General features: G+C 71.6%; 23 protein-coding genes and 2 tRNA genes. 16 read left to right on the top strand and 9 right to left on the bottom strand.

Going from position 1 to position 21,951, the window contains the following annotated elements:
• Positions 1-184: 184 nt before the first annotated feature.
• Both ACIBR0_RS28530 and ACIBR0_RS28525 read left to right on the top strand, forming a co-directional pair.
• Entirely contained in the window at positions 185-1,384 is a 1,200-nt protein-coding gene (locus ACIBR0_RS28530) for a DUF1015 family protein (protein WP_396720795.1), read from the top strand.
• Between the two features lie 74 nt (positions 1,385-1,458).
• Positions 1,459-1,932: a ribose-5-phosphate isomerase gene (locus ACIBR0_RS28525; protein WP_396720793.1), complete on the top strand. Its 474-nt coding sequence runs from the start codon at positions 1,459-1,461 to the stop codon at positions 1,930-1,932.
• 81 nt (positions 1,933-2,013) lie between these two features.
• On the opposite strand, the gene ACIBR0_RS28520 is transcribed toward ACIBR0_RS28525, so the two are convergent.
• Positions 2,014-2,331 (bottom strand): hypothetical protein, encoded by a 318-nt coding sequence (locus tag ACIBR0_RS28520; RefSeq protein WP_396720791.1) that lies wholly within the window; start codon positions 2,329-2,331, stop codon positions 2,014-2,016.
• An 87-nt stretch (positions 2,332-2,418) separates the two neighbouring features.
• On the bottom strand, positions 2,419-3,651 hold the full coding sequence (locus ACIBR0_RS28515) for a GNAT family N-acetyltransferase (RefSeq protein ID WP_396720788.1): 1,233 nt from the start codon (positions 3,649-3,651) through the stop codon (positions 2,419-2,421).
• Positions 3,652-3,759: 108 nt separating this feature from the next.
• Between ACIBR0_RS28515 and ACIBR0_RS28510 the strand changes: the two genes are divergently transcribed.
• Positions 3,760-4,293 carry a hypothetical protein gene (locus tag ACIBR0_RS28510; RefSeq protein ID WP_396720785.1) on the top strand — a complete coding sequence of 178 codons (534 nt, stop codon included), beginning with the start codon at positions 3,760-3,762 and terminating at the stop codon, positions 4,291-4,293.
• Between the two features lie 134 nt (positions 4,294-4,427).
• On the opposite strand, the gene ACIBR0_RS28505 is transcribed toward ACIBR0_RS28510, so the two are convergent.
• Positions 4,428-4,691, bottom strand: a complete 264-nt coding sequence (locus ACIBR0_RS28505; protein ID WP_357031348.1) for a hypothetical protein — start codon at positions 4,689-4,691, stop codon at positions 4,428-4,430.
• A gap of 116 nt (positions 4,692-4,807) precedes the next feature.
• Here ACIBR0_RS28505 and ACIBR0_RS28500 point away from each other — a divergent pair, with 116 nt between their 5' ends.
• The 5 genes from ACIBR0_RS28500 (at position 4,808) to ACIBR0_RS28480 (ending at position 10,117) form a co-directional block, all read left to right on the top strand.
• Positions 4,808-5,635: a patatin-like phospholipase family protein gene (locus tag ACIBR0_RS28500; protein WP_396720783.1), complete on the top strand. Its 828-nt coding sequence runs from the start codon at positions 4,808-4,810 to the stop codon at positions 5,633-5,635.
• A gap of 100 nt (positions 5,636-5,735) precedes the next feature.
• Complete coding sequence (locus ACIBR0_RS28495; protein WP_396720780.1) at positions 5,736-6,536, top strand: alpha/beta fold hydrolase; 801 nt, start codon at positions 5,736-5,738, stop codon at positions 6,534-6,536.
• Between the two features lie 2 nt (positions 6,537-6,538).
• A complete protein-coding gene (locus ACIBR0_RS28490) occupies positions 6,539-8,998 on the top strand; it encodes a SpoIIE family protein phosphatase (RefSeq protein WP_396720778.1) in 2,460 nt (819 codons plus the stop codon).
• On the top strand, positions 8,995-9,339 hold the full coding sequence (locus ACIBR0_RS28485; protein WP_396720775.1) for an STAS domain-containing protein: 345 nt from the start codon (positions 8,995-8,997) through the stop codon (positions 9,337-9,339). The genes ACIBR0_RS28490 and ACIBR0_RS28485 overlap by 4 nt, the downstream gene beginning before the upstream one ends.
• Positions 9,340-9,709: 370 nt before the next feature.
• Positions 9,710-10,117: a DUF3224 domain-containing protein gene (locus ACIBR0_RS28480; RefSeq protein ID WP_396720772.1), complete on the top strand. Its 408-nt coding sequence runs from the start codon at positions 9,710-9,712 to the stop codon at positions 10,115-10,117.
• A 60-nt stretch (positions 10,118-10,177) separates the two neighbouring features.
• On the opposite strand, the gene ACIBR0_RS28475 is transcribed toward ACIBR0_RS28480, so the two are convergent.
• Positions 10,178-11,254: a GNAT family N-acetyltransferase gene (locus tag ACIBR0_RS28475; RefSeq protein WP_396720770.1), complete on the bottom strand. Its 1,077-nt coding sequence runs from the start codon at positions 11,252-11,254 to the stop codon at positions 10,178-10,180.
• A 31-nt stretch (positions 11,255-11,285) separates the two neighbouring features.
• On the opposite strand from ACIBR0_RS28475, the gene ACIBR0_RS28470 reads away from it, so the two are divergent.
• Both ACIBR0_RS28470 and ACIBR0_RS28465 read left to right on the top strand, forming a co-directional pair.
• Positions 11,286-11,789 (top strand): MarR family winged helix-turn-helix transcriptional regulator, encoded by a 504-nt coding sequence (locus tag ACIBR0_RS28470; RefSeq protein WP_396720767.1) that lies wholly within the window; start codon positions 11,286-11,288, stop codon positions 11,787-11,789.
• Positions 11,790-11,855: 66 nt separating this feature from the next.
• A complete protein-coding gene (locus ACIBR0_RS28465) occupies positions 11,856-12,269 on the top strand; it encodes a VOC family protein (protein WP_396720764.1) in 414 nt (137 codons plus the stop codon).
• Between the two features lie 162 nt (positions 12,270-12,431).
• On the opposite strand, the gene ACIBR0_RS28460 is transcribed toward ACIBR0_RS28465, so the two are convergent.
• From ACIBR0_RS28460 to ACIBR0_RS28445, 4 genes are all read right to left on the bottom strand, one after another.
• Complete coding sequence (locus ACIBR0_RS28460) at positions 12,432-13,277, bottom strand: MBL fold metallo-hydrolase (protein WP_396720761.1); 846 nt, start codon at positions 13,275-13,277, stop codon at positions 12,432-12,434.
• A complete protein-coding gene (locus tag ACIBR0_RS28455; RefSeq protein ID WP_396720759.1) occupies positions 13,274-13,888 on the bottom strand; it encodes a hypothetical protein in 615 nt (204 codons plus the stop codon). The genes ACIBR0_RS28460 and ACIBR0_RS28455 overlap by 4 nt, the downstream gene beginning before the upstream one ends.
• A complete protein-coding gene (locus ACIBR0_RS28450) occupies positions 13,881-14,942 on the bottom strand; it encodes a GlxA family transcriptional regulator (RefSeq protein ID WP_396720756.1) in 1,062 nt (353 codons plus the stop codon). The genes ACIBR0_RS28455 and ACIBR0_RS28450 overlap by 8 nt, the downstream gene beginning before the upstream one ends.
• A gap of 437 nt (positions 14,943-15,379) precedes the next feature.
• Positions 15,380-15,453: transfer RNA gene (locus ACIBR0_RS28445), tRNA-Gly, on the bottom strand.
• A gap of 179 nt (positions 15,454-15,632) precedes the next feature.
• On the opposite strand from ACIBR0_RS28445, the gene ACIBR0_RS28440 reads away from it, so the two are divergent.
• The 6 genes from ACIBR0_RS28440 (at position 15,633) to ACIBR0_RS28415 (ending at position 21,090) form a co-directional block, all read left to right on the top strand.
• Positions 15,633-15,706: transfer RNA gene (locus ACIBR0_RS28440), tRNA-Pro, on the top strand.
• A 144-nt stretch (positions 15,707-15,850) separates the two neighbouring features.
• Positions 15,851-17,197, top strand: a complete 1,347-nt coding sequence (gene tig / locus ACIBR0_RS28435; protein WP_396720754.1) for a trigger factor — start codon at positions 15,851-15,853, stop codon at positions 17,195-17,197.
• A gap of 171 nt (positions 17,198-17,368) precedes the next feature.
• Positions 17,369-18,010 (top strand): ATP-dependent Clp protease proteolytic subunit, encoded by a 642-nt coding sequence (locus ACIBR0_RS28430; RefSeq protein ID WP_357031389.1) that lies wholly within the window; start codon positions 17,369-17,371, stop codon positions 18,008-18,010.
• 14 nt (positions 18,011-18,024) lie between these two features.
• The gene (locus ACIBR0_RS28425) at positions 18,025-18,687 is read left to right on the top strand and encodes an ATP-dependent Clp protease proteolytic subunit (protein WP_357031392.1); all 663 of its coding nucleotides are present in this window, start codon (positions 18,025-18,027) and stop codon (positions 18,685-18,687) included.
• Between the two features lie 206 nt (positions 18,688-18,893).
• On the top strand, positions 18,894-20,189 hold the full coding sequence (gene clpX, locus ACIBR0_RS28420; protein ID WP_396720750.1) for an ATP-dependent Clp protease ATP-binding subunit ClpX: 1,296 nt from the start codon (positions 18,894-18,896) through the stop codon (positions 20,187-20,189).
• A gap of 103 nt (positions 20,190-20,292) precedes the next feature.
• Positions 20,293-21,090, top strand: coding sequence for a carbon-nitrogen hydrolase family protein (locus tag ACIBR0_RS28415; protein ID WP_396720747.1), 798 nt, complete (start codon positions 20,293-20,295; stop codon positions 21,088-21,090).
• Between the two features lie 35 nt (positions 21,091-21,125).
• On the opposite strand, the gene ACIBR0_RS28410 is transcribed toward ACIBR0_RS28415, so the two are convergent.
• On the bottom strand, positions 21,126-21,353 hold the full coding sequence (locus ACIBR0_RS28410; protein WP_357031401.1) for a hypothetical protein: 228 nt from the start codon (positions 21,351-21,353) through the stop codon (positions 21,126-21,128).
• Between the last annotated feature and the right edge of the window lie 598 nt (positions 21,354-21,951).

Below are 21,951 nucleotides of genomic sequence, written 5' to 3'. Positions count from 1 at the left end.
GGTTGGCTCGACACCACCGGACCTACCGAGGGCCTTCCCTTACCTCCAACACGACACGCCGCCGAACCAACCCACTTCTCAAACGCTCACTAAGAGGGGGCCCTTCCTTACACCTGGGCTCACCTGGTGGGCGGGGAGTGGGTCCGCGCCGGCCGGGGCGGCCGGCACCGGTAGCGTCCTCGTCATGACGGTCGTGCATCCGATCGCCCGGGCCTGGATCACCACTGGCGGCACCGGCGCGCAGAACTACGACGAGTTCGCCGACGACGCGGAGATCACCGCGATCATCGAGGCGAACCCGCACAGTGCCCTCGGCATCGAGATGCCGCACCGGGCGCCGGACAGCCTCGGGAAGTCCTTCCTCGACGCGCTGCCGGACGCGGTGTCGCGGCTCGCGGAGGCGAAGGCCGACGGCAGCTACACCCCCGCCGGGCAGGTGGTCGTGCTGTACCGGATCAGCGCGCCGGGTGAGGAGTCCGCGTACGGGCTCTTCGCCATGGTCGACACCGACCAGATCTCCACCCGCGCCGACGAGCCGGGGCTGGTCATCCGCAACGAGGACGTTTTCATCGCCAAGGTGCGGGAGCGGGTGGCGCTGGCCGAGGCGCTGGGCCACCTGCTCTCGCCCGTACTCCTGCTCCAGACCGGCCGTGGCGACGAGCTGCACGCCGCGCTGGCGGCGGCGACCGAGTCGGCGGGTGCGCCGGCCGCGACCGACACCGACCAGGCCGGGCGGACGCACGCCATCTGGCTGCTCGGCCCGGGTCCGGAGCAGGACGCGCTGACCGCCCTGGCCGGCGGCGGTGAGCTGGTGGTCGCCGACGGCAACCACCGCAGCCTGGCCGCCCAGACCGGCGGCCTGCCGCGCTTCCTGTCGGTGGTCACCACGCCGGCGTCGGTGGCCATCCAGCCGTACAACCGGCTGGTCAGCGAGCTGACCACCACGCCGGAGGAGCTGCTCGACCGCCTCCGGGCCGCGGGCGCGGAGATCACTCCGATCGACGGCCCGGTCGAGGTTCCGGCGGCCGGCGGCACCGTCGTGCTCCGGCTCGCCACCGGGGCGTACGCGGTACGCCTCCCGCACGCCGGCGGGTCCCGCCTGGAGAACCTGGACCACGCGCTGGTCGAGCGGCTGCTGCTGCGCGACGCCCTCGGGCTGGACCCCGGCGACAAGCGGATCACGTACGTCGGCGGCGACTACCCGGCGGCCTGGTTGACCGGTGAGGTCGACGCCGGCCGTGCGGAGCTGGCCGTCCTCGTCGCCCCGGTGACCGTGGACGACTTCGTCGCGGTGAACCTCGCCCGGGAGAAGATGCCCCGCAAGAGCACCTGGTTCACCCCGAAGGCGCGGGGCGGTCTGGTGGTCGCCGAGCTGTCCCGCTGAGCCGGTTGTGACGAATCCACTCCGGGGCACCGCCCGCGCGGGGTCCCGGAGAGCGGCCTGAGAGACTGCGGGTCATGCGCGTCTACCTGGGATCCGACCACGCCGGTTTCGAGTTGAAGGTGCACCTGGCCAACCACCTGGCCAAGCAGGGGTACGACGTGGTCGACGTCGGCCCGCACGCCTTCGACCCGGACGACGACTACCCGGCCTTCTGCCTGCACACCGGTCACCGGGTAGTGACCGACGCGGGCAGTCTGGGTGTCGTCATCGGCGGCTCGGGCAACGGCGAGCAGATCGCCGCCAACAAGATCGCCGGGGTGCGGGCGGCGCTGGCCTGGAACACCGACACCGCGCAGCTGGCCCGCGAGCACAACGACGCCAACATCGTCGCGGTCGGCGCCCGCCAGCACACGCTGGACGAGGCGACCGCCATCGTGGAGGCCTTCCTCGCCACGCCGTTCTCAGGCAACGGGCGGCACGCGCGCCGCATCGCCCAGGTGGCCGACTTCGAGCGCACCCGCGAACTCCCGCCCCTGCCCTCGCAGTGATCGTCTGCGGCTGAGCTGTCGGCGGCCCGGCGTGTCGGACCGCTGATCAGCAGACGATCATCGACGCACCGGCGGGGCCGGTCAGCGGCGGGGGAGGTCCTCGCGGGGGGTCCAGTTGCGGCGGACGATCTGCACGTGGGCCTCGGCCTCGGCCAGGTCCTCGTCGGTGGGCCGGGCCGCGTCGCGCGCCCGCATCGCGGCCGCCACGCCGACCTGCGAGGAGCCGGAGCCCACGAGGCCACGCAGCCCCCGCTCACCCTCGTCGCCCGAGCCGCCCCGGCGATGCCGCGGCGGCTCGGGCCCGTCGTGCACACCGGCCGTGGCCGCGCTCGGCTCCTCCGCCGGACCGGCGTCGCCGTGATGGCGGTGCCGGCGTCGCCGCCGCTCCACGTCGCCCATCAGCCGACCGTACCGCCCCCACCGGCGCCCCGCCGACCCGACGGGACCCCGTGGCGCCCCGCCGACCCGACGGGACCCGGTGGCGGGTCAGAAGATCTCCATGCCGGCCGGGGCCCGGTGCCAGCCGAAGGCCGGGCCGGCCGCAGCCAGCGCGCCCGGACGCCGCTCCTCGACCCGCCCGGTCGCGGCGAGCGCGACGAGCCCCGTCCCGCCCAGGTAGAGCTCTCCGAGGCTGCGCACGTCGCACGCCAGGTCGGCGGGCGCATCCGTCGGTACGCAGGTGGCGTCGTCGGGCCCGCCGGTGAGACGCCAGCGGCCGGTGTTCTCCGGCAGCAGGTCGTCGGTGATGTCGAGGACCACGTCGACCGCGGTCGCGTACCGGCGGGCGGCCAGCGCGGCCGGCACGTCCACCACGCGCAGCCAGAGCCCGTCGACCAGGCGGGCGCCCAGTCGTCGCGGCTCGTTGACCAGCCGCAGCAACGGCTCGTCCAGCGCCGCCCCGCGCCAGGTGAGCCGCCGGGTCAGGTCGACGGAGAGCAGCATCCGCCACAGCGCCCGGTACCCGGCCGGCGTCGCCGCCACCACCTCGTGCACGGTGACCTGACCCTGCGGGCCGGCCTCGTTCCATTCGCTGCGGGTGCGGAAGAGGGCGTACCCGTCGACCCCGTCGGGACCGTGGTGCAGCACCGCGCGGAGTTCCGTCGCCCCGCCCCGCTGGGACGCCGGGTCGCCCAGCACGTACCCCCACCACCGCTCGTCGCGGCCGGACCAGCCGGGCCGCTCGGGGCGTACCCGGTCGTACACCCTCTCCAGGTCGGCGCGGCACGCGGCCGGGCGGGCCACGCGCAGCCGGCCCTCGGCGGGCGTCGGATCCGGCAGGCGCAGCTCGGTGGTCTCGCAGTCGACGGTGAGCCGCGGGGCGGCGAGGCCGTAGCCGAAGCGGGGGTAGATCCGTCCCTCGCTGGCCCACAGCACCGCCACCGGCTCCCGGCCGGCGTCGCGGACCTCCCGCAACTGCCGGCCCATCATCCGGGTGAGGAGGCCCTGTCGGCGGTGGGTCGGCGCGACCCCCACCATGCTGACGTGCGCGGCGGGCACGCGGGCGCCCGGCACGGTCAGGTCCCGGGTGTACGCGGTGGCGCTCGCCACCAGCTCCCCGCCGTCGCGGGCGAGCAGGGTGCGCTCCGGTTCGAGGAGGGTGCGTTCGATCGTCCAGGACTCGGCGTCGAAGCCGCCGAGGAAGAGACCGTTGAGCAGATCGTGAAGGTCGTCGAGGTCCTCGGGGCGGGCGGTGGTGAAGTCCGGTGGGGGATTGGTCACGTCGCCTGTCTAGCCGACCGGTGCGTCGTCGGCGAGTGATTTGCGCGCTGGATACCCTCGAAGGCGGACGGTGGCCGGGGGCCGCCGTCGGGTCCAGGGGAGGACGAGATGGCAGACCAGCCGCAGCCGTGGGCGGAGCGGACCGTCGAGGTGCCGCCGCAGGCCGGGGTGCCGCAGCAGCGGGATCCGTACCGGCGGGGCGTCGCGTCGGTCGGCCAGCGCCGGACGCCGCGCACCGAGCCGTTCCCCGTCGTCGAGGAGGAGCCGCACGGCGCCGGCTGGTCGGACGCGCCGCGCCGGCCGCTGGGCTGGCACGTCGCGCAACTCAAGCGGGGCGGGGAGTGGAGCGCCGCGGGAGCCCTCTTCGCGTTCGTCTGCTGGGGCATCTGGGCGATCTCGGGCGGCGGCGACCTGGCCGCACCCTTGCTGATCTTCGTGCTCAGCCTGCTGGTGGCGGGCGGCCTGTTCGCGCTGGCTCGGCTGGTGGGCCGGTTGGTGCTGGAGCGGCAGATGGGCCGGGTGCGGCACAGCGCCAGGGGTGCGCACCTGGTGACCGCGGTGTTCCTCACCGGCCTCGGTGTCGCGTGGCTCCAGCAGACCGAGTGGGTCGTCTCGGCCTGGAACTGGATCACCAACAACTGACGGTACGCCCGGGCGGGCCGGCGTCCCGCGGCCCGCCCGGGCGCCCGGTCGCGGAGTGCCGCGACCCCGTCGTCCTCCACCAGGTCGGCGCTTCATACCCGGCCGGAGCCGGATCATCCGCGCCCGGCCGGGCGTCAGTGCTTCCCGCCGCGCCCCTCGGCGTCCGCCTTCGGCGAGGCGACCCGTGCCGCCGGATCCTCGACGCCCGGCTCGCCGCCGTCCGGAGCGACCATCCCGTCGTAGTTGTAGACCGTCGCACCCTCGTCACTCTGCTTCGTGGTCCGGATGTAGCGGTGCATCATGCCGTCGATCTCGACCTCCAGCAGCGCGTCACCCGCGTCGAGGGTGCTGCCGTCGCGGGGGCCGCCCACCAGGTGTGCCTTCGTGTTCGTGTCCATGACCGCTGCCCTACCCGGACGCCTCCGGTGCAAAACGGGCGGCCCCGACCCGTACGTGGTTCGTGGACCACTCGTCGGGTAGTGGCTGAGACAGGGACGGGGATGCGGAGGGGCTCATGCGGGCGCTGGTACTGGGTGGCGGTGGCGTCACCGGCATCGCGTGGGAGTTGGGCGTCCTCGCCGGCCTGCGCGAACACGGCGTCGACCTCACCGACGCCGACCTGATCGTGGGCACGTCCGCGGGGGCGTACGTCGGAGCCCTCGTCGCGACCGGCGTGGACCTCGCCACCGCCGTCGCCGACGCCGCACGGATCGAGGTGGAACTGTCACCCCGCATCGACGTGACCCTGCTCGCCCAGGGGTTCGCGGTCCTCACCGACCGCTCCCTGTCGCCGGAGCAGGCCCGCGCGCGGCTCGGTGCCCTGGCGTGCAGCGCCCCCGTGGGCGAGCCGGGCGAGCACGTCGCACGGTTCGACCAGAACCTGCCGGTGCGGCGGTGGCCGACCCGTCCACGGCTCGTCGTGACCGCCGTCGACACGTCGAACGGGAAGCTGGTGGCCTGGGACGCCACGGCGGGGGTGCCGCTGGCGGAGGCGGTCGCGGCGAGTTGCGCGGTGCCGGGCGTCTTTCCGCCGGTGCCGGTGGGTGGCACCGGGCACTTCATGGACGGCGGGGTGCGGTCGGTCACCAACGCCGATCTCGCCGCCGGGGCGGATGCCGTCGTGGTGCTGGCGCCGACCGTCGGGGTCTTCCGCGCCTCGCCCCGACAGGAACTGGCGAGGCTGGCGGCCGCCCGGACGGTGCTCCTCGCTCCCGACGACGCCGCCCGTGCGGCGATCGGGTCGAACGTCCTGGACCCGGGGCGACGTGGTCCGGCGCTCGCCGCCGGCACCGCGCAGGCCGTGACGCTCGCCCCGGAGGTGGCGCGGGTGTGGCGCGGGTGACGGTGATCGTTGTGAATGCGCTTGTCGTGCAGCCGCGGCGGCCCGAGCGTCCCGTCGCTCCGCTGGCGGGGTGACCTGATCGCAGGTAGTGTCACCGCGCGTGAGCGCTCTGACTCGCAACAACATCACGGTGACGGGTCAGGACGGCGGCAGGACCCTGGTCTTCGCCCACGGGTTCGGCTGCGACCAGCACATGTGGCGGTCCCTGGTCCCCCACTTCGTCGACGACCACCGGGTCGTGCTCTTCGACCACGTCGGTGCCGGCGGTTCGGACCTGTCCGCCTACCGGCCCGGGCGGTACGCGGACCTGCGCGGCTACGCCGAGGACGTGCTCGAGATCCTCGCCGAGCTGAATCTGCGCGACGTCGTCTTCGTCGGCCACTCGGTCAGCGCGATGATCGGTGTGCTCGCGTCGATCGCCGAGCCCGACCGCTTCTCCCGTCTGGTGCTGGTCGGGCCGTCTCCGCGGTACGTCGACGACGAGGGCTACCGGGGTGGCTTCAGTCGGGCCGACATCGACGAGCTGCTGGACTCGCTGGACAGCAACTACCTCGGCTGGTCCGCGGCGATGGCTCCGGCGATCATGGGCAATCCGGACCGGCCGGAGCTCGGTGCCGAGCTGGCCAACAGCTTCTGCCGCACCGACCCGGCCATCGCCCGCCAGTTCGCCCGGGTCACCTTCCTGTCCGACAACCGGACCGACCTGCCGAAGGTCACCGTGCCCAGCCTGATCCTCCAGTGCACCAACGACGTGATCGCACCGTCGGAGGTCGGCGACTACGTCCACCGCCACCTCCCCGGCAGCACCCTGGTCACGCTCGCGGCGTCGGGGCACTGCCCCAACCTGAGCGCTCCCGAGGAGACGGCGGCGGCCATCAGCGCGTACCTGCGGGCCGACTGAACGTGGTCGACCCGGTCCCGCCGCCCGACTGGTTCGCCCCGCTGCTCGAGGAGAGCGCGGAGGACCTGTACGAGCGCGCGACCTGCGGCTACCTCTCGGTGCTGCCGGACGGCACCGTCGCCCGGGTGAACCAGACGTTCCTCGACTGGACCGGTCGCCGGCGGGAGGACCTGGTGGGGCGTCCGGTCCAGGCGCTGTTCACCGTCGGGAGCCGGATCTTCCACGAGACGCACCTGCGTCCGCTGCTGCACATGCAGGGCGAGGTGCGCGAGGTGGCGATGGAGTTCCGCCGGGCCGACGGCGGCCGGTTGCACACCCTGGTCAACGCGGTCCTGCGGCGGAACCCGGGCGGCGGGTCGACCGTCCTGCGGCTGACGGTGTTCGACGCGACCGACCGCCGCGCGTACGAGCGGGAACTGCTCGACGAGCGCCGCCGCGCGGAGCTGGTCGCCGCCCGGCTGCGTGTGCTGCAGGAGATGGTGGCCCGCTGCGCGGCGATCGAGCGCGCCGAGGAGATCGTCGCTCCGATCGTGGTCGCGGCCACCGCGGCGTTCGAGGCGACCGCCACCACGGTCTGGCTGCTGGATCCGGAGGAGGCGGTGCTGACGGTCGCCGGTGGCGCCGACGGCTCGGCCGCCGTCCCCGCCGCGCCGATCGCGCTGGACGGCCCGGAGTGGGAGGCGCGGGCCGTCCGCACCGGCGAGGTCGTCGTGTCCGACCGGTCCCGGCTCGACCGGCGGGTGGTGACCCCGCTGGTCGCCGACGACCGGGTGCTCGGTGCGGTGTCCGTCGACCTTCCCGAGGCCCGCGCTCTGGCCACCGACGAGGTGAACCTGATGCGGACGCTCGGCCAGCAGGCGGGGCAGGCGCTGGAACGGGTACGGCTGTACGAGGAGACGACCCGCCGCGCCTGGCAGTCGGCCTTCCTGGCCCGCCTGGGCCGGGACCTCGACGAACCGGTCGGATCGGCCGACCGGGCCCGCCGGCTGGTCGAGCTGCTGGTGCCGGACCTGGCCGAGTACGCGCAGGTGGACCTCGCCACCACCGACCCCGACGGGCGGCCGGACCAGCCGACCGGTCCCGACGGGGTGATCGCCAGCGGTACCCCGAGGCCGTGGCTGCTCGGCGACGACGTCCGGGATGCGGTGCGGGACGCCGGCCGGTCCGGCCGTGCCCTTCCGCTGGCGGCGCCGGACGGTCGTCGGGGCGTGGTGCTGCCGTTGCGGGCCCGCACCGTGGTGATCGGCACGCTCCTGCTGGTGGAGGCGCCCGACCCCACCGGCCGCGCCGAGCCCGACTTCCTGCTCGACCTCGCCGACCGGGCGGGGCTGGCGCTGGACAACGCCCGCCTCGCCGAGCAGGACCGCGAGGTGGCGCGCACGCTCCAGCGCAGTCTGCTCGCCGGGGAACGCCCCACCGACAGCCGCTTCCACGTGGTCACCGTCTACCGGCCGGCGGGGGAGACCCTGGAGGTCGGCGGCGACTGGTACGACGCCTTCACCACGTCCAGCGGCAGCATCGGGGTGGTCGTCGGCGACGTGGTCGGCCGGGGGCTCCGGGCGGCCAGCGCGATGGGCCAGCTCCGCAGCGCGGTACGGGCCCTGGGCAAGGCCCGGTGCAGCCCCGCCGCCGTCCTGCGGCACATGGACGACTTCGTCGCCACCCTGGAGGCCGGGCAGATGACCACCCTCGCGTACGCCGAGCTGTCGCTGGACACCGGCGTCCTCCGGTACGCGTGCGCCGGCCACCCGCCGCCCCTGCTGCTGCCGCCGGGTACCGAGCCCCGCTACCTGTGGGAGGGCCGGTCCGGTCCGCTCGGCACGCGCGCGGCGAGCCGGACGCGCCAGCAGGCCGAGTTGACCCTGGCCCGGGGCTCGCGGCTGCTGCTCTACACCGACGGTCTGGTGGAGCGGCGCGGTGAGAGGATCGACCAGGGGCTCGGCCGGCTGGTGGACGTGCTGGGAAAGTGGCGGGACGCCCCGCTGGCGGCGCTCGCCGAGGAGGTCAGCGACGCGATGCTGGAGGGCGAGGGTGGCCACGACGACACGTGTCTTCTCGCGCTCGCGTTCGACGGCGCTCCGCGGTTCCGCCGGGACGTGCCGGCGGGGATGGCCGAGCTGGCTCCGCTCCGGGCGGCGCTGGACGAGTGGCTGACCGGTTGCCAGGTACCGGAGTCCGAGCGGTACGGCATCGTCCTCGCCACCTCCGAGGCGGTGGCCAACGCGATCGAGCACGGCTGCGGCGGCGACCCCGCCGGGCGGGTCAGCGTGACCGCCACCCTGGACGGGGACGTCCTCGACCTGCGGGTCTCCGACACCGGCCGCTGGCTGCCGCCGCGCGCCAGCCTGCATCGGGGACGGGGCATGGCGCTCATGGGGCGGCTGATGGACGACCTCGTCGTCGACCGGGGTGGGGGCACGAACGTGTTGATGCGACGGCGGGTCGAAAGGAGGGCGAGATGACCCGGGACCGTGTCGCGGTCGCCGGTGAGCGCGGCTGCGAGGTCGTGCGGCTGTACGGCGACGTCGACCACGCGAACGCCGACGAGGTGGAGCGAGGCGTGCTCACCGCCATCCGCGCGGCCGCCGGCGTGGTCATCGACCTGTCCGGGGTGACCTTCCTCGACAGCGCCGGGCTGCGGTGCCTGGACCGGCTGGTCACCGCCTTCGTCAACCGGCAGGCGGCGGTACGGGTGGTCGCACCGGAGGGCGGCGCGGTCCGGTTCACGCTCGACCTGATCGGCTTCCTGCCGGACCTGCTGGCGTCCACCGTCGACGAGGCCATCACCGACCTAACGGCCTGATGGGGCGTGGGCCGGGTCAGTCGAATGGTCGCTCAACCCTCGACGCCGAACCCTGACCTCCCGGAGCGGGCGCCGCACCGACCGCCGTTCGCGCCGGCGCCACTCGTGACGAAACCGCTATGGTCGCGGCATGCCGGACCTGGTCGCGCCCACTGTCCGCCTGCACGCCGCCTGGCTCAAGGTGGACTCGCCGGTCGGGTTCACGGCCTGGGTGGCCCTGCTGGCCGGTCGTCTGCGAGATGGACAACGCCGCCTCGGCGAGGACGATCGACCGCCGCGGCGGTGTCCTGGACGAGGGTCAGGACACCGCCGTGGCGGTGCGCCGGTAATGGATCGCGCTCCAGAGGGAGCGTGACATTACGATCGACCCATGAGGGCAGCAGGTACTTTCACGGTCAAAGCCTTTGTCCCCACAGAGTTGGTGCCGGAACCAGCCGTGGCAACCGGGCTGCCGGTCGGGGTTTCGACGATGGAGAAGCGCTTCGAGGGTGAGGTGGTCGGGCGCTCCGCGACCGTGTTCACCTCCGCTTACGATCAGACGGCAGGCGTCGGCACGTACGTGGCCATGGAGTCGTTCGAAGGCTCTCTGCACGGAAAGAGCGGCGCGTTCAACTTCGTACACTCGGCAGCGACCTCCGGCAGCGACCGTACCGCCGAGTTCTTCGCCATCGTGCCGTCGAGCGGCACCGGCGAGCTCGCCCGCATCTCCGGCACCGGCGGAGTGGCCGTGGACGCCGATGGCAACCATCGGATCTGGTTCGACTACGAGATCGGGTGAAGAGCAGGCGACGGAGTAGACCTTCCAGTCTCCTCCGAACGGGGCACGTGGACGGCAGCGTCAGTGCTGCCTGACGGATATGTCCTTGGTGAGGCAGGTGGTTCCGTCAGGAGCGGCGAGTGGCGCCGACCGGTATCCCTCGCTGTGGTAGAGGTCGATGTTCCGCAGGCTCTTCGCGCCGGTGAACAAAAGGACGCGGCGGCAGTCCGGTTGGGCGCCGGCTTCGGCGGTGCGTAGCAGCCACCGGCCCAGCCCCTGACCTCGCAGGTCCGGCACGACGGCGAGCCGACCCACGTGCCAGTCGGTGTCGACGCGGCGGGCCCGCACCATGCCCAGCAGTCGGCCGTCCAGCCAGACGCCCGTGGTGTGCCAGGTCGCGAGCCAGTCGCGTACGTCCTCCAGCGACTCGTGCAGTGCCGGTATCGCCAGGGTGTCGTTGGCGACGGCCTCGTCCACCCAGGAGCACCGCTGCAGCACGGTGACCTCGGGTGCGTCGTCGGGGGTCAGCCGCCTCACGTAGGACCCCGGCACCGGTCCGGACAGCGCCCCGGCTCGTGCGCGTTCGCGCAGTGGCCGCAGGGCGTGGGCGACCCGGACCAGCTCGTCCAGCAGCCCGACACCCGCCGCGTCGCGCGATGCGTCGGACCGCAGCCGTCCACCCTCCACGGCGTCACCGATGCGAATCGCGACCGTGGCGCCCAACGGAACCAGGCGCAGCGTGGTCACCACCTGCTTGGCGTGCTGAACCGACCGGGTGCCCGCCGACGTGTGGCCGTAGCTGACGAAACCGATCGGCTTCCACGCCCATTCGCGGCTGAGGTAGTCCAGCGCGTTCTTCAGCGTCGCCGGCATCCCGTAGTTGTACTCGGGCGTGACCACGACGAACCCGTCCGCCGCGTCGACGACCTCGCTCCACCGACGTGTGTGCTCCTGCTGGTAGACCCCCGCCGACGGGTGCTCCTCCTCGTCCAGGAAGGGCAGGTCCAGATCGCCGAGAGCCACCGGTACGAGCTCGACGCCAAGTTCCGCGGCACGGGGGGTCATGGTTTCCATCAGCCACTGCGCCACCAGAGGGCCGAGGGCGCCGGGGCGGGTGCTGGATGTCAGGACAAGGACACGGGCCGATTTCGTTAACATGGAAACGAAGCCTAGGTGCTACCTTGATTACATGTCAACTAAATCTCCGTCCGGGTCCGTACGCTGGTTGACGCCAGACGAGGAGCGGGCGTGGCGGGCGTTCCTGCGCGTGGTCGTCGCCGTGCAGACGGGCACGGCCCGTGATCTGGCCGCCATCGGGCTCTCCGAACCCGATTACGAGGTGCTCAGCACCCTGTCCGAGCGGCCCGGTCGGACCAGCACGCTGGGGGAACAGGCCGACAAGATGGGCTGGTCACGCAGCCGGCTGTCCCGGCACGCCACCCGGATGGAGGCACGCGGGCTCCTGAGGCGCGCGCCCGACCCGGCCGACGGCAGAGGCTGCTTCCTCGTGCTCACCCCGGAGGGCCTGGACGCACTCGAAAACGCCGCACCGGCCCACGTCGAGTCGGTACGACGCCACTTCATCGACCGGCTCGCCCCACAAGACCTCGGCGCCATCGAACAGATCGCCCGGAGGCTGGAAGAACCCCAAGCCGGCGACAGTCCACCACCCGGACGGCACCCGTCGGCATGATCGCCTGTGTCCGGACGGGCGCCGCGCTGGGCTGGTGCATCGCCCCGGCTGGGGGAAGATGACAGCATGCCGAGTCGTCTTGCCGTCATCGCCATCGACGCCCTTCGACCACGACTTATCGCCGACTTCTGGTGCTCGGTTCTCGGCTGGCAGGTTGTCGATGAGGATGCTGAGGTGATCACCATCGCGGCGTCCGACCGTTCCTGGCCGATGATCGACGTGGCGGCAGTGCCAGAGGGCAAGGTGACCAAGAACCGGTTGCATGTCGACCTGCGTGCCGACGGCGTGACCACCGCGCAGGAGCTTGACCGGCTGCTCGCCCTCGGTGCACGACGTGTCGACGTGGGACAGCCCTCCGACGCTAGCTGGGTCGTGCTTGCCGATCCTGAAGGCAACGAGTTCTGCCTGCTGTCACGTCCGGTCCACGAGCTCCAGGACACCGAGCGGGCGCAGGCCCCGGGCGGGGTACGCGGGCCTTAGGGGCGGCAAAGTAGCCGATGTCCGGCGCTGGCTGTCCCAGGGCGGACATCAGCTACCCCGTGGTGGCGGGGCGGCCGACCAGCACCACGTCTGCGCCCGGAGCGGTGTACGAGCGCGGCGAGCAGGCGGCCGACGGCGCCAGTGCCGAGGACTACCAGCACGTCAACTCCTCGGGCCCGGAGTCGGTCGGGGGTGGAGCAGGCCAGCGGCGAGCAGGTCGACCGGTTCACCGGGCACCATCCATCGCGTCGTGGTGCCTGCCGCGCGCAACGCCGCAGCCGCCTCGTCGCGGGTCTGGGTGAAGTGGGCCCAGTCGTCGTAGTGCACCGGGAGCACCGTTGTGGCATTGATCAGCCCGGCAAGCGTGGCGGCCTCGTGGGCCCCCAGCGAGTATGTGGTGGAACCGGTCGCGGGGAAGCGGGCCCGCCCCAAGTGCAGCAGCGCCGGGCCGACGGTGAAACGCTGACCGATTTCGGTGAGCCCGTCGTGCAGCACCGTGTCGCCGGATATGTACAGCGCGCGGTCGAGGCCCTCGGCCTCGATGACGAACCCGATCACGTCGCCGACCACCCTGTCCATCCCTGGGGGGCCGTGCCGAGCGGGAGTCGCCGTGACCCGGGCCTGGGTTGAGCCGCGTTCGATCACGACACTCTGCCAGGGTTGCAGTCCGTGCGCGTTGCCCCGTAACCGGCGTGCCCCGGCGGTGGTGGTGAGCACGAGATCGGCGTTCGCCGCGACGGCGCGGCCTGAGGTGTCGAAGTTGTCGGGATGCTGGTCGTGGCTGAGCAGCACAGCGTCTAGGTGCGGCAGGTCATCCGGGGGCAGGCACGCGGGCCGGGTGCGCTGCAGCGGGATCCGCATCGGGGTCTTGGGCACCCGGAATTCCTGGGGGGCTTCCGGTGGGTCGAGCGCGGGATCGGTCAGCAGCACGAGGTCGCCGATGCGCAGCAGGACCGTGGCCGTGCCCAGGTAGGTCGCTGTCGCTGCGGGCGGAGTGGGGGCGCTCACGCTGGCACCTCGGCAGCGGCGAGCATCTGCAGGAAGCCGAACTCGCGCACGTAGCGCCCGGCGGTGGAGGCGGGCCGGCGCTGCGCCTCGGCCTGCATCGCGGCGGACAGCCAGGCGGTGAACCCCACCCGCGGCCACCGTTGCAGGACGTCGTCGAGCAGCCCGTCGGGTAACCGGTCGAGCCCGATGCCGAGCACGTCGGCGGCGGCGCCGACGTGCAGGGCGGCCACCTCCGGCCGCGGGTCCTGGCCGGTGGTCAGTTCCAGGTGCATGGCCACAGCGTCGCGGACGAGCGTCGCCCGCTGTTCGTCGCCTCCGTGCACGCGGAGCAGGTCCGCCGCAACGGCGGCACCGACGTGCTCGAAGCCGTGGGCGTCGACGTGGCCGTACGCCGCGGTGAGCCCCAGGTCGTGCAGCGCCGCGGCGACGAAGAGGATCTCGGCGTCGTACGCCTCGCAGCGGTTGGTGATCAGAGCTGCGCCCAGCGCGTAGCTGCGGTGACAGTGTGCGACCAGTGGTGCGGGCGCCGTGCGCCGCAGCAGGTCGGCCGCGGACCGGCACAGCGCGGAGTCCGGCGGGTCGACCGAACGCTCGGGTCGGTGGTCACGCATGTGCGGGCTCCTCTGCTGTCGTAGTGCGTCTCTCCGACCGGTCGGACACGGTTGGCTGGCTCGCCGTGCCGAACTGGGTTCGGTGCCGCGCCGGTGTGGTGCCGTGGGCCCGGAAAGCACGTTGCAGAGAATCCACGGATCCGTAGCCGCACACGCGCGCGATGACGTGCAGCGGCTGCCCGCCCTGTTCGAGGTGGCGGCGGGCGGCCTCCAGCCGCAACGCGGCGACGTACTCCGCCGGCGTGCAGCCCGCCTCCCGGGCGAACACCCGGCTGAAGTGGCGGACGCTCATCGACAGCCGCGCGGCCAGCGCCGGGACGGAGAGGTCTTCGTCGAGGTGCTCGACGATCCACCGCTGCAACCCATGCACGGGACCCGGCGTCGTGGCGTCGCGGGCCAGCGCCGCGCTGTACTGCGCTTGGCCGCCTGGGCGGCGCAGGTAGACCACGAGCCAGCGGGCGACCGCCCGGGCCACATCGTCACCGCAGTCGTCGGCGACCAGCGCGAGCGCCAGGTCGATTCCCGAGCTGAGTCCCGCCGAAGTCCACACTTTGCCGTCGCGCACGAACACCGGATCGGCGTCGACCGCCACCGCAGGGTGGTCCGTGCGCAGGGTCGCCGCCGTGGCCCAGTGTGTGGTGGCACGGCGACCATCGAGGACACCGGCAGCGGCAAGAACGTGTGCACCGGTACACACCGACGCGACCCGACGGGCACGCCTGGCAAGGGTCCGGACCGCCGCGACGACCGCGCTGTCGACCACGGGCTCGACCCGCCGCGCCGTGATCTCCGCGCCGCCCGGTACGAGCAGGGTGTCGATCACGGACGGCAACTCGGTCAGCGATCGGTCGGCGACCAACTGCACCCGGTTCAACGTGTTCACCCGGCCAGGCACCGCGGCGGCGAGCAGCACTTCGTACCTCCCGCCCCCGGTGAGGCGGTCGGCCACCGTGAACACCTCGACAGGTCCAGCGACATCGAGGAGGTCCACGCCGTCGTAGATGGGGACCACAACGGTCTTGGGACTGGTCGGCCAATGCGATGAGGAGGACACGTCCACACCCTTGCAGTGGCGGTGAACGTGGCACAAGGCCGCACTTACTGCATATTCGGCCACGGAGGCCTCGGTGGTTGTTGACGCGCCGTGACGCCGCGCCGCCTGTTAGCCGGGCGGCGTCCCGGAGGTCCCGGCGCGCCAACTGCGCAAGCTCTGTGTACGACTTGAAGCGTTCCTCAACCCTTCGCATTTCTAGGGCGAGGTGCCGTTCGTGCCGCTGGTTCGTGCGGGCGACCACGGCTTGGATTAGGCCACCGGCAAAGATGCCCAGCAAGCCGTGACCGTGAGGTCGCGCAGGCGATGGACCGCCGCATCGCCGGAAGTGGCCGTCGCCGGCCGTGAATGGCACGTGGATGGCACGCAGGATCGGAGATGGGGGAGAAGTGAAACGGCCCAGGTGCCGCGATCATGCGGTCTACCTGGGCCTTCGTGGGTGGAGCGGGCGACGGGAATCGAACCCGCACCGTCAGTTTGGAAGACTGAAGCTCTGCCATTGAGCTACGCCCGCGTTCGCCTCGACGTGCGAGGCGCGCCGACAGCGTACCGAATGCCTCCGCCGCCCGCCCATTCGTATCCCGGGGCGCGTCCCCCGACACGACCCGCGCATCCGCTTTGGGGTGGTTCGGCGCGTTGGCTGCCGCCCCGGCACCTCCTACGTGCGACGACGGCATAGACTGCTTCCCGCCACGGGGTGTGGCGCAGCTTGGTAGCGCACTCGCTTTGGGAGCGAGGGGCCGTGGGTTCAAATCCCGCCACCCCGACTGCCGTCCGCGGCCGGGTCGCCCCGGGCGCCGCCGATCCCGTGCGGCCCCCGGGCGCTGCCGGCAGGCTGCGCCGGCTCGCCTACACTCGATGGGCTGATCGAACGCCCAGAATCAAACCGAGATCCGTCAAGGAGTACGCCTGTGAAGAGCACCGTCGAGACTCTGAGCCCGACGCGCGTGCGGCTCGCCATCGAGGTGCCGTTCGTCGAGCTCGAGCCGAGCCTCAAGAAGGCGTACCGGGAGATCGGTTCGCAGGTGCAGGTTCCCGGGTTCCGCCGGGGCAAGGTTCCGACCGCCGTGATCGACCAGCGGGTCGGCCGGGGCACCGTCCTCAACGAGGCGATCCAGGAAGCCATCCCGCAGAACATCCTCGCCGCGGTCCGCGAGCACGACCTGAAGACCCTGGGTCGTCCCGAGGTCGACATCACCGAGTTCAACGACGGTGACACCCTCAACTTCACCGCCGAGGTGGACGTCCGGCCCGAGATCATCCTGCCGGACCCGGCCACCGTCGAGGTGACCGTGGACGAGCTCCAGATCGACGACACCGAGATCGACGAGCAGGTGAAGAGCCTGCGCGAGCGGTTCGCCACCCTCAAGACCGTCGAGCGCGCCGCCGCCGAGGGCGACTACGTGCAGATCGACCTGAACGCCACCGTCGACGGCGAGGACGTGCCGGGCGGTTCGGCGAGCAACATCTCCCACGAGGTGGGCAGCAAGCAGCTCCTGCCGGGCCTGGACGAGGCGGTCGTCGGCCTGTCCGCCGGTGAGAGCACCACCTTCACCACCCAGCTGGTCGGCGGCGACTTCGCCGGCCGGGACGCCGAGGTGGCGGTGACCGTGCGCACGGTCAAGGAGAAGGAGCTGCCCGAGCTGAACGACGAGTTCGCCCAGATGGCGAGCGAGTTCGACACGATCGAGGAGCTGCGCGACGACCTGCGCGAGCGGGTCGCCCGGGGCAAGCGGGTCGAGCAGATCTACGCCGCCCGGGACAAGGCCCTGGAGCAGCTCGTCGCCGCGGCCGAGGTGCCGGCGCCGGAGGGTGTCGTCCGCGAGGAGGTCGAGAGTCGCAAGGCGGCCATGATCGACCAGCTGGAGCGGATCGGCGCCTCCCTGGAGGAGTACCTGGCGGCCGAGGAGAAGACCGAGGAGCAGATCGACGCCGAGCTGGCCGAGGCGGCCACCGAGGGCGTCAAGATCCAGCTCCTGCTGGACACGCTCGCCGACGCCGAGGAGGTCCAGGTCTCCGACGACGAGTTCGGTCACGAGATCGTGCACCGGGCGCAGCGCGCCGGCATGGCTCCGCAGCAGTACTACGACCAGCTGGTGCGCTCCGGCGCCGCGAGCGCCGTCTTCGGCGACGTGCGGCGGGGCAAGGCGCTGGCCTCGGTCATGGAGCGCATCAAGATCAAGGACACCGCCGGCAACGAGGTGACTCTCGACGCGCTGCGCGCCGAGAGCGAGGCCGAGCACAACCACGAGCACTGATCGTCGGGCGCGGCCGCCGTCCCTCCCTCGCGGTGGGGCGGCGGCCGAAGCCCTTTCCGGGTACGCCCCGTACGGGGCTGCGCTGTCAGCGAACAGTGTCCCGACCGGGAGTGCGCCGCCCGATCAAGCGGTTAGTGTCGGAGAAGACGGTACGGAGAGCGAAGGGCTGCCATGACCGACATGCACATCCCAGCGAAGCCGCTCCGGGCGATCGAGGCCCGAGGTGGCGACACCATTGGCAACCTCGACGACTCGGTCTACAACCGGTTGCTCAAGGAGCGGATCATCTTCCTGGGCAGCGAGGTGACCGACCAGGTCGCCAACCGCATCTGCGCGCAGCTCCTGCTGCTCGCCGCGGAGGACCCGGACCGCGACATCAACCTCTGGATCAACTCGCCGGGTGGCTCGGTCTACTCCGGCATGGCGATCTACGACACCATGCAGTTCATCGACAACGACGTGTCGACCGTGGCGATGGGCATGGCCGCCTCGATGGGCCAGCTGCTCCTGTGCGCGGGCACCAAGGGTAAGCGCTACGCCCTGCCGCACGCCCGGATCATGATGCACCAGCCGTCCGGTGGTCTGGGCGGCACCGCCTCGGACATCGCGATCCAGGCGGAGCAGATGCTCTACACGAAGCGGATGTTCCAGGAGCGGGTCGCGCACCACACCGGCCAGAGCCAGGCGCAGATCGAGTCGGACTCGGACCGGGACCGCTGGTTCACCGCCCAGGAGGCCATGGACTACGGCTTCATCGACAAGGTGATCATCGGGGCCGCGCAGGTTCCGGATGGCGCCGGGACCCTGAGCTGAGCGAGGAGCTGACGATGACCGACCTGAGCCTGCCGCCCCAGTTCGCGGCCGTGCACAACCGCTACGTCCTTCCGTCGTTCGTCGAGCGCACGTCGTACGGGGTCAAGGAATCCAACCCGTACAACAAGCTCTTCGAGGACCGGATCATCTTCCTCGGCGTCCAGGTCGACGACGCGTCGGCCAACGACGTGATGGCGCAGCTGCTGACGCTCGAGGGCACCGACCCGGACCGCGACATCATCATGTACATCAACTCGCCCGGCGGCTCGTTCACCGCGATGACGGCGATCTACGACACCATGCAGTACGTCCGCCCGGACATCCAGACGGTCTGCCTGGGCCAGGCGGCCAGCGCGGCCGCCGTGCTGCTGTCCGCGGGCACGCCGGGCAAGCGGATGGCTCTGCCGAACTCGCGGATCATCATCCACCAGCCGGCCACCGAGGGCGGTTACGGGCAGGGCTCGGACATCGAGATCCAGGCCCGGGAGATCCTGCGGATGCGGACCCAGCTGGAGGAGATGCTCTCGCGGCACTGCAACCAGCCGATCGACAAGGTACGCAAGGACATCGACCGTGACAAGATCATGACGGCCGAGGAGTCCAAGGAGTACGGGCTGGTGGACACGATCCTCACCAGCCGCAAGAAGGGTTTGCTGGCCGCCAACGCCGCCAGCTGAGCTGCTCGGGTCGGAGGTCGGCCGGGTTCGTTCCCGGCCGACCTCTGACACACCCGTTTTGGGGGTCGGAGAAACCTCCGCCAGCGGGTAACGTCGGGTCCGTACCGCTTCGCCGGTCGGAGTCGGCGGGATTGAGAAGACGGACGGAGCGCAGCGTCCGCGGGTCAGGGCCGGAGCTCCGGCCGATGAGTGCAGGGAGAACGTAGGTGGCACGGATCGGTGACGGCGGCGACCTACTGAAGTGCTCCTTCTGTGGCAAGTCGCAGAAGCAGGTCAAGAAACTCATCGCGGGCCCTGGGGTCTACATCTGCGACGAGTGCATCGATCTCTGCAACGAGATCATCGAAGAGGAGCTGGCCGAGTCCGGCGAGGTGAAGTGGGAAGAGCTTCCCAAGCCGATGGAGATCTGCCAGTTCCTCGACACCTACGTCGTGGGGCAGGACCAGGCCAAGAAGGCGCTCGCCGTGGCGGTCTACAACCACTACAAGCGGATCCAGGCCGAGTCGGCCAGCGCGCCGGGCTCCGGCAGTGACGCCGTCGAGCTGGCCAAGTCCAACATCCTCCTCCTGGGTCCCACCGGGTGCGGTAAGACCCACCTGGCGCAGACCCTCGCCCGGATGCTCAACGTCCCGTTCGCCATCGCGGACGCCACCGCGTTGACCGAGGCGGGCTACGTGGGCGAGGACGTGGAGAACATCCTCCTCAAGCTGATCCAGGCCGCGGACTACGACATCAAGCGCGCCGAGACCGGCATCATTTACATCGACGAGGTCGACAAGATCGCCCGCAAGTCGGAGAACCCGTCGATCACGCGGGACGTGTCCGGCGAGGGCGTCCAGCAGGCGTTGCTGAAGATGCTGGAGGGCACGGTGGCCAACGTGCCACCGCAGGGGGGCCGCAAGCACCCCCACCAGGAGTTCATCCAGATAGACACGACCAACGTCCTGTTCATCTGCGGCGGCGCCTTCGCCGGTCTGGACCAGATCATCGAGGCCCGCACCGGCCACGGCGGCACCGGCTTCGGCGCCCGGCTGCGCGCGGTCTCCGAGCGGTCGACCGACGACATCTTCGGCCAGGTCATGCCGGAGGACATGCTGAAGTTCGGGCTCATCCCCGAGTTCATCGGCCGTCTCCCGGTGATCACCAGCGTGCGTAGCCTCGACCGGCAGGCTCTGGTGCGGATCCTCACCGAGCCGCGCAACGCCCTCGTCCGGCAGTACCAGCGGCTCTTCGAGCTCGACGGCGTCGAGCTGGAGTTCGACGATTCGGCGCTGGAGGCCATCGCCGACCAGGCGATGTTGCGGGGGACGGGCGCCCGGGGCCTGCGCGCGATCATGGAAGAGGTCCTGCTCTCCGTGATGTACGAGGTGCCGAGCAACCCGGACGCCGCCCGTGTGCTGATCACCCGCGAGGTGGTCCTGGAGAACGTCAACCCGACCATCGTGCCGCGCGAATTCACGGGCCGCCGTGCCCGTCGGGACCGCGAGGAGAAGTCGGCCTGACGCGCAGGGGTCGAGCCCGCCGACCGGCGGGACGGCGACGACCGGCCGGTCGCGCCGGTCGCACCTCTGTCGCCGGGGACTCTCCGCCCGTACGCTGAGGTCCATGCGGGTCGCCGTCTGTCAGCTGAACGCGCGGGACGACCGCAAGGTCAATCTGGAGGCCGCGGAGGGCCTGCTGGAACGCGCGGCCGCCGGCGGCGCGGACCTCGCGGTCCTCCCGGAGTACGTGGACTACCTCGGCCCGGCCGCCCGGCTCCCCGAGCCGGAGGCGGTCGACGGCGAGGTCGGGCAGTTCTTCGCCGGCGTCGCGCGGCGGCTGGGCATGTGGGTGATCGCCGGATCGTTCCACGAGCGCGGACCGGATCCCGAGCACACCTGGAACACGTCGCTGGTCTTCGACCGGTCCGGCGCGCTCGCTGCCAGCTACCGCAAGATCCACCTGTACGACGTGGAGATCCCCGGTCGCGTGTCCTACCTGGAGTCGGCCACGGTGGCGCCCGGCGACCAGCCGGTGGTGGTCGACGTCGAGGGGCTCCGGGTCGGGCTGTCGATCTGTTACGACCTGCGTTTCCCGGAGCTGTACCGCCGGCTTGCCACGGAAGGCGGCGCACAGCTGCTCGTGGTCCCGGCGGCGTTCATGATGCACACGGGTCGGGACCACTGGGAGGTTCTGCTGCGCGCGCGGGCGATCGAGAACCAGTGCTTCGTCGCCGCCGCCGGGCAGACCGGTGACCACGAGCCGGCGCGGACCTGTTTCGGACGCAGCATGGTGGTCGACCCGTGGGGGACCGTGCTCACCCAGGTGCCGGACGGTCCGGGCGTGGCCATCGCGGAGCTCGACCTGGACCGTCTGCACACGATCCGCGCCGAGCTGCCCAGCCTGGCGAACCGCCGGCTCTGACCGCTGCGCCAGCCGGCCGTCCCGGCTCCGACCGGTCAGCCCTGAAGCAGGACACCCACGACCGCGAAGCCGGCGATGGCCGCCGCGGTGACCAGGAGCGCGGTGGTCATACGCGATGGGCCCCGGCGGGCCAGCCGGCGTACCGACGCCAGGACGGCCACGAGCACGAGCGCCCCGATGACCAGCTGCCAGATCGGGAGCAGCAGTCCGAGCAGGGCATCCTCGGCGAGCACCGTCGTCGGTGAGCGCGGCAGGTCGTCCATGCCAGCAACTCTGACATGCCCGGCACGGTTACGGATCCCGTGCGGCCGGTCCGATTCCATCCGCGCTCCCGCGCGGGGCTGTGTGGACCCTCCACGGAACGCAGTGACGAACGTTGATTTGCCTTCGGTGGGCCATCCGCGTAACTTTCTCTCTGCACGCGGGAGGCCGGATAAACTGGCCGAGAACGGGCGCCAGGCTCGTGGCGGGAACGCCGAGCGAGACTGAGGATCGGGCGGTGCGAACGACTCCGGCGACGGGGTTGCGATCGCGAAGCCGACCGGGTAGGGTTCTGAAGCCGGCAGGAGCCGGGCGGATAGCCGCGAAGCGGCATCGGCCGGTCTGCGGTTTCCCACGACAGCAGCTAGCACCGCTGGGCGGTGCGGTTCGGGCGTGGTCCGGAACGAGCCAAGCTGATCAACTCGGACACGAGTTTGACGGCGAGGAACGGATCGGGTAAGTTAGAGAGGTTGCCCCGGACGGGGTCCTGCTGGTGCGGGGTCTTGGATGGTGTGTGGTTGTTCTTTGAGAACTCAACAGGGTGCTTGATAAGCCAGTGCCAATTGTTTATACCCCGGACTGGTCGGGCCTTAGGGTTTG

The organism is Micromonospora sp. NPDC049497 (genome assembly GCF_044465805.1).
Classification (GTDB): domain Bacteria; phylum Actinomycetota; class Actinomycetes; order Mycobacteriales; family Micromonosporaceae; genus Micromonospora.
Note: the sequence above shows the minus strand (reverse complement) of the source record. Positions and strands in the feature narration are given on the sequence as shown.

Coding starts and splice junctions, on each gene's coding strand:
- ACIBR0_RS28530 (WP_396720795.1), top strand. CDS start 185: ATGACGGTCGTGCATCCGATCGCCCGGGCCTGGATCACCACTGGCGGC.
- ACIBR0_RS28525 (WP_396720793.1), top strand. CDS start 1,459: ATGCGCGTCTACCTGGGATCCGACCACGCCGGTTTCGAGTTGAAGGTG.
- ACIBR0_RS28520 (WP_396720791.1), bottom strand. CDS start 2,331: ATGGGCGACGTGGAGCGGCGGCGACGCCGGCACCGCCATCACGGCGAC.
- ACIBR0_RS28510 (WP_396720785.1), top strand. CDS start 3,760: ATGGCAGACCAGCCGCAGCCGTGGGCGGAGCGGACCGTCGAGGTGCCG.
- ACIBR0_RS28505 (WP_357031348.1), bottom strand. CDS start 4,691: ATGGACACGAACACGAAGGCACACCTGGTGGGCGGCCCCCGCGACGGC.
- ACIBR0_RS28500 (WP_396720783.1), top strand. CDS start 4,808: ATGCGGGCGCTGGTACTGGGTGGCGGTGGCGTCACCGGCATCGCGTGG.
- ACIBR0_RS28485 (WP_396720775.1), top strand. CDS start 8,995: ATGACCCGGGACCGTGTCGCGGTCGCCGGTGAGCGCGGCTGCGAGGTC.
- ACIBR0_RS28480 (WP_396720772.1), top strand. CDS start 9,710: ATGAGGGCAGCAGGTACTTTCACGGTCAAAGCCTTTGTCCCCACAGAG.
- ACIBR0_RS28475 (WP_396720770.1), bottom strand. CDS start 11,254: ATGTTAACGAAATCGGCCCGTGTCCTTGTCCTGACATCCAGCACCCGC.
- ACIBR0_RS28470 (WP_396720767.1), top strand. CDS start 11,286: ATGTCAACTAAATCTCCGTCCGGGTCCGTACGCTGGTTGACGCCAGAC.
- ACIBR0_RS28465 (WP_396720764.1), top strand. CDS start 11,856: ATGCCGAGTCGTCTTGCCGTCATCGCCATCGACGCCCTTCGACCACGA.
- ACIBR0_RS28455 (WP_396720759.1), bottom strand. CDS start 13,888: ATGCGTGACCACCGACCCGAGCGTTCGGTCGACCCGCCGGACTCCGCG.
- ACIBR0_RS28430 (WP_357031389.1), top strand. CDS start 17,369: ATGACCGACATGCACATCCCAGCGAAGCCGCTCCGGGCGATCGAGGCC.
- ACIBR0_RS28425 (WP_357031392.1), top strand. CDS start 18,025: ATGACCGACCTGAGCCTGCCGCCCCAGTTCGCGGCCGTGCACAACCGC.
- ACIBR0_RS28415 (WP_396720747.1), top strand. CDS start 20,293: ATGCGGGTCGCCGTCTGTCAGCTGAACGCGCGGGACGACCGCAAGGTC.
- ACIBR0_RS28410 (WP_357031401.1), bottom strand. CDS start 21,353: ATGGACGACCTGCCGCGCTCACCGACGACGGTGCTCGCCGAGGATGCC.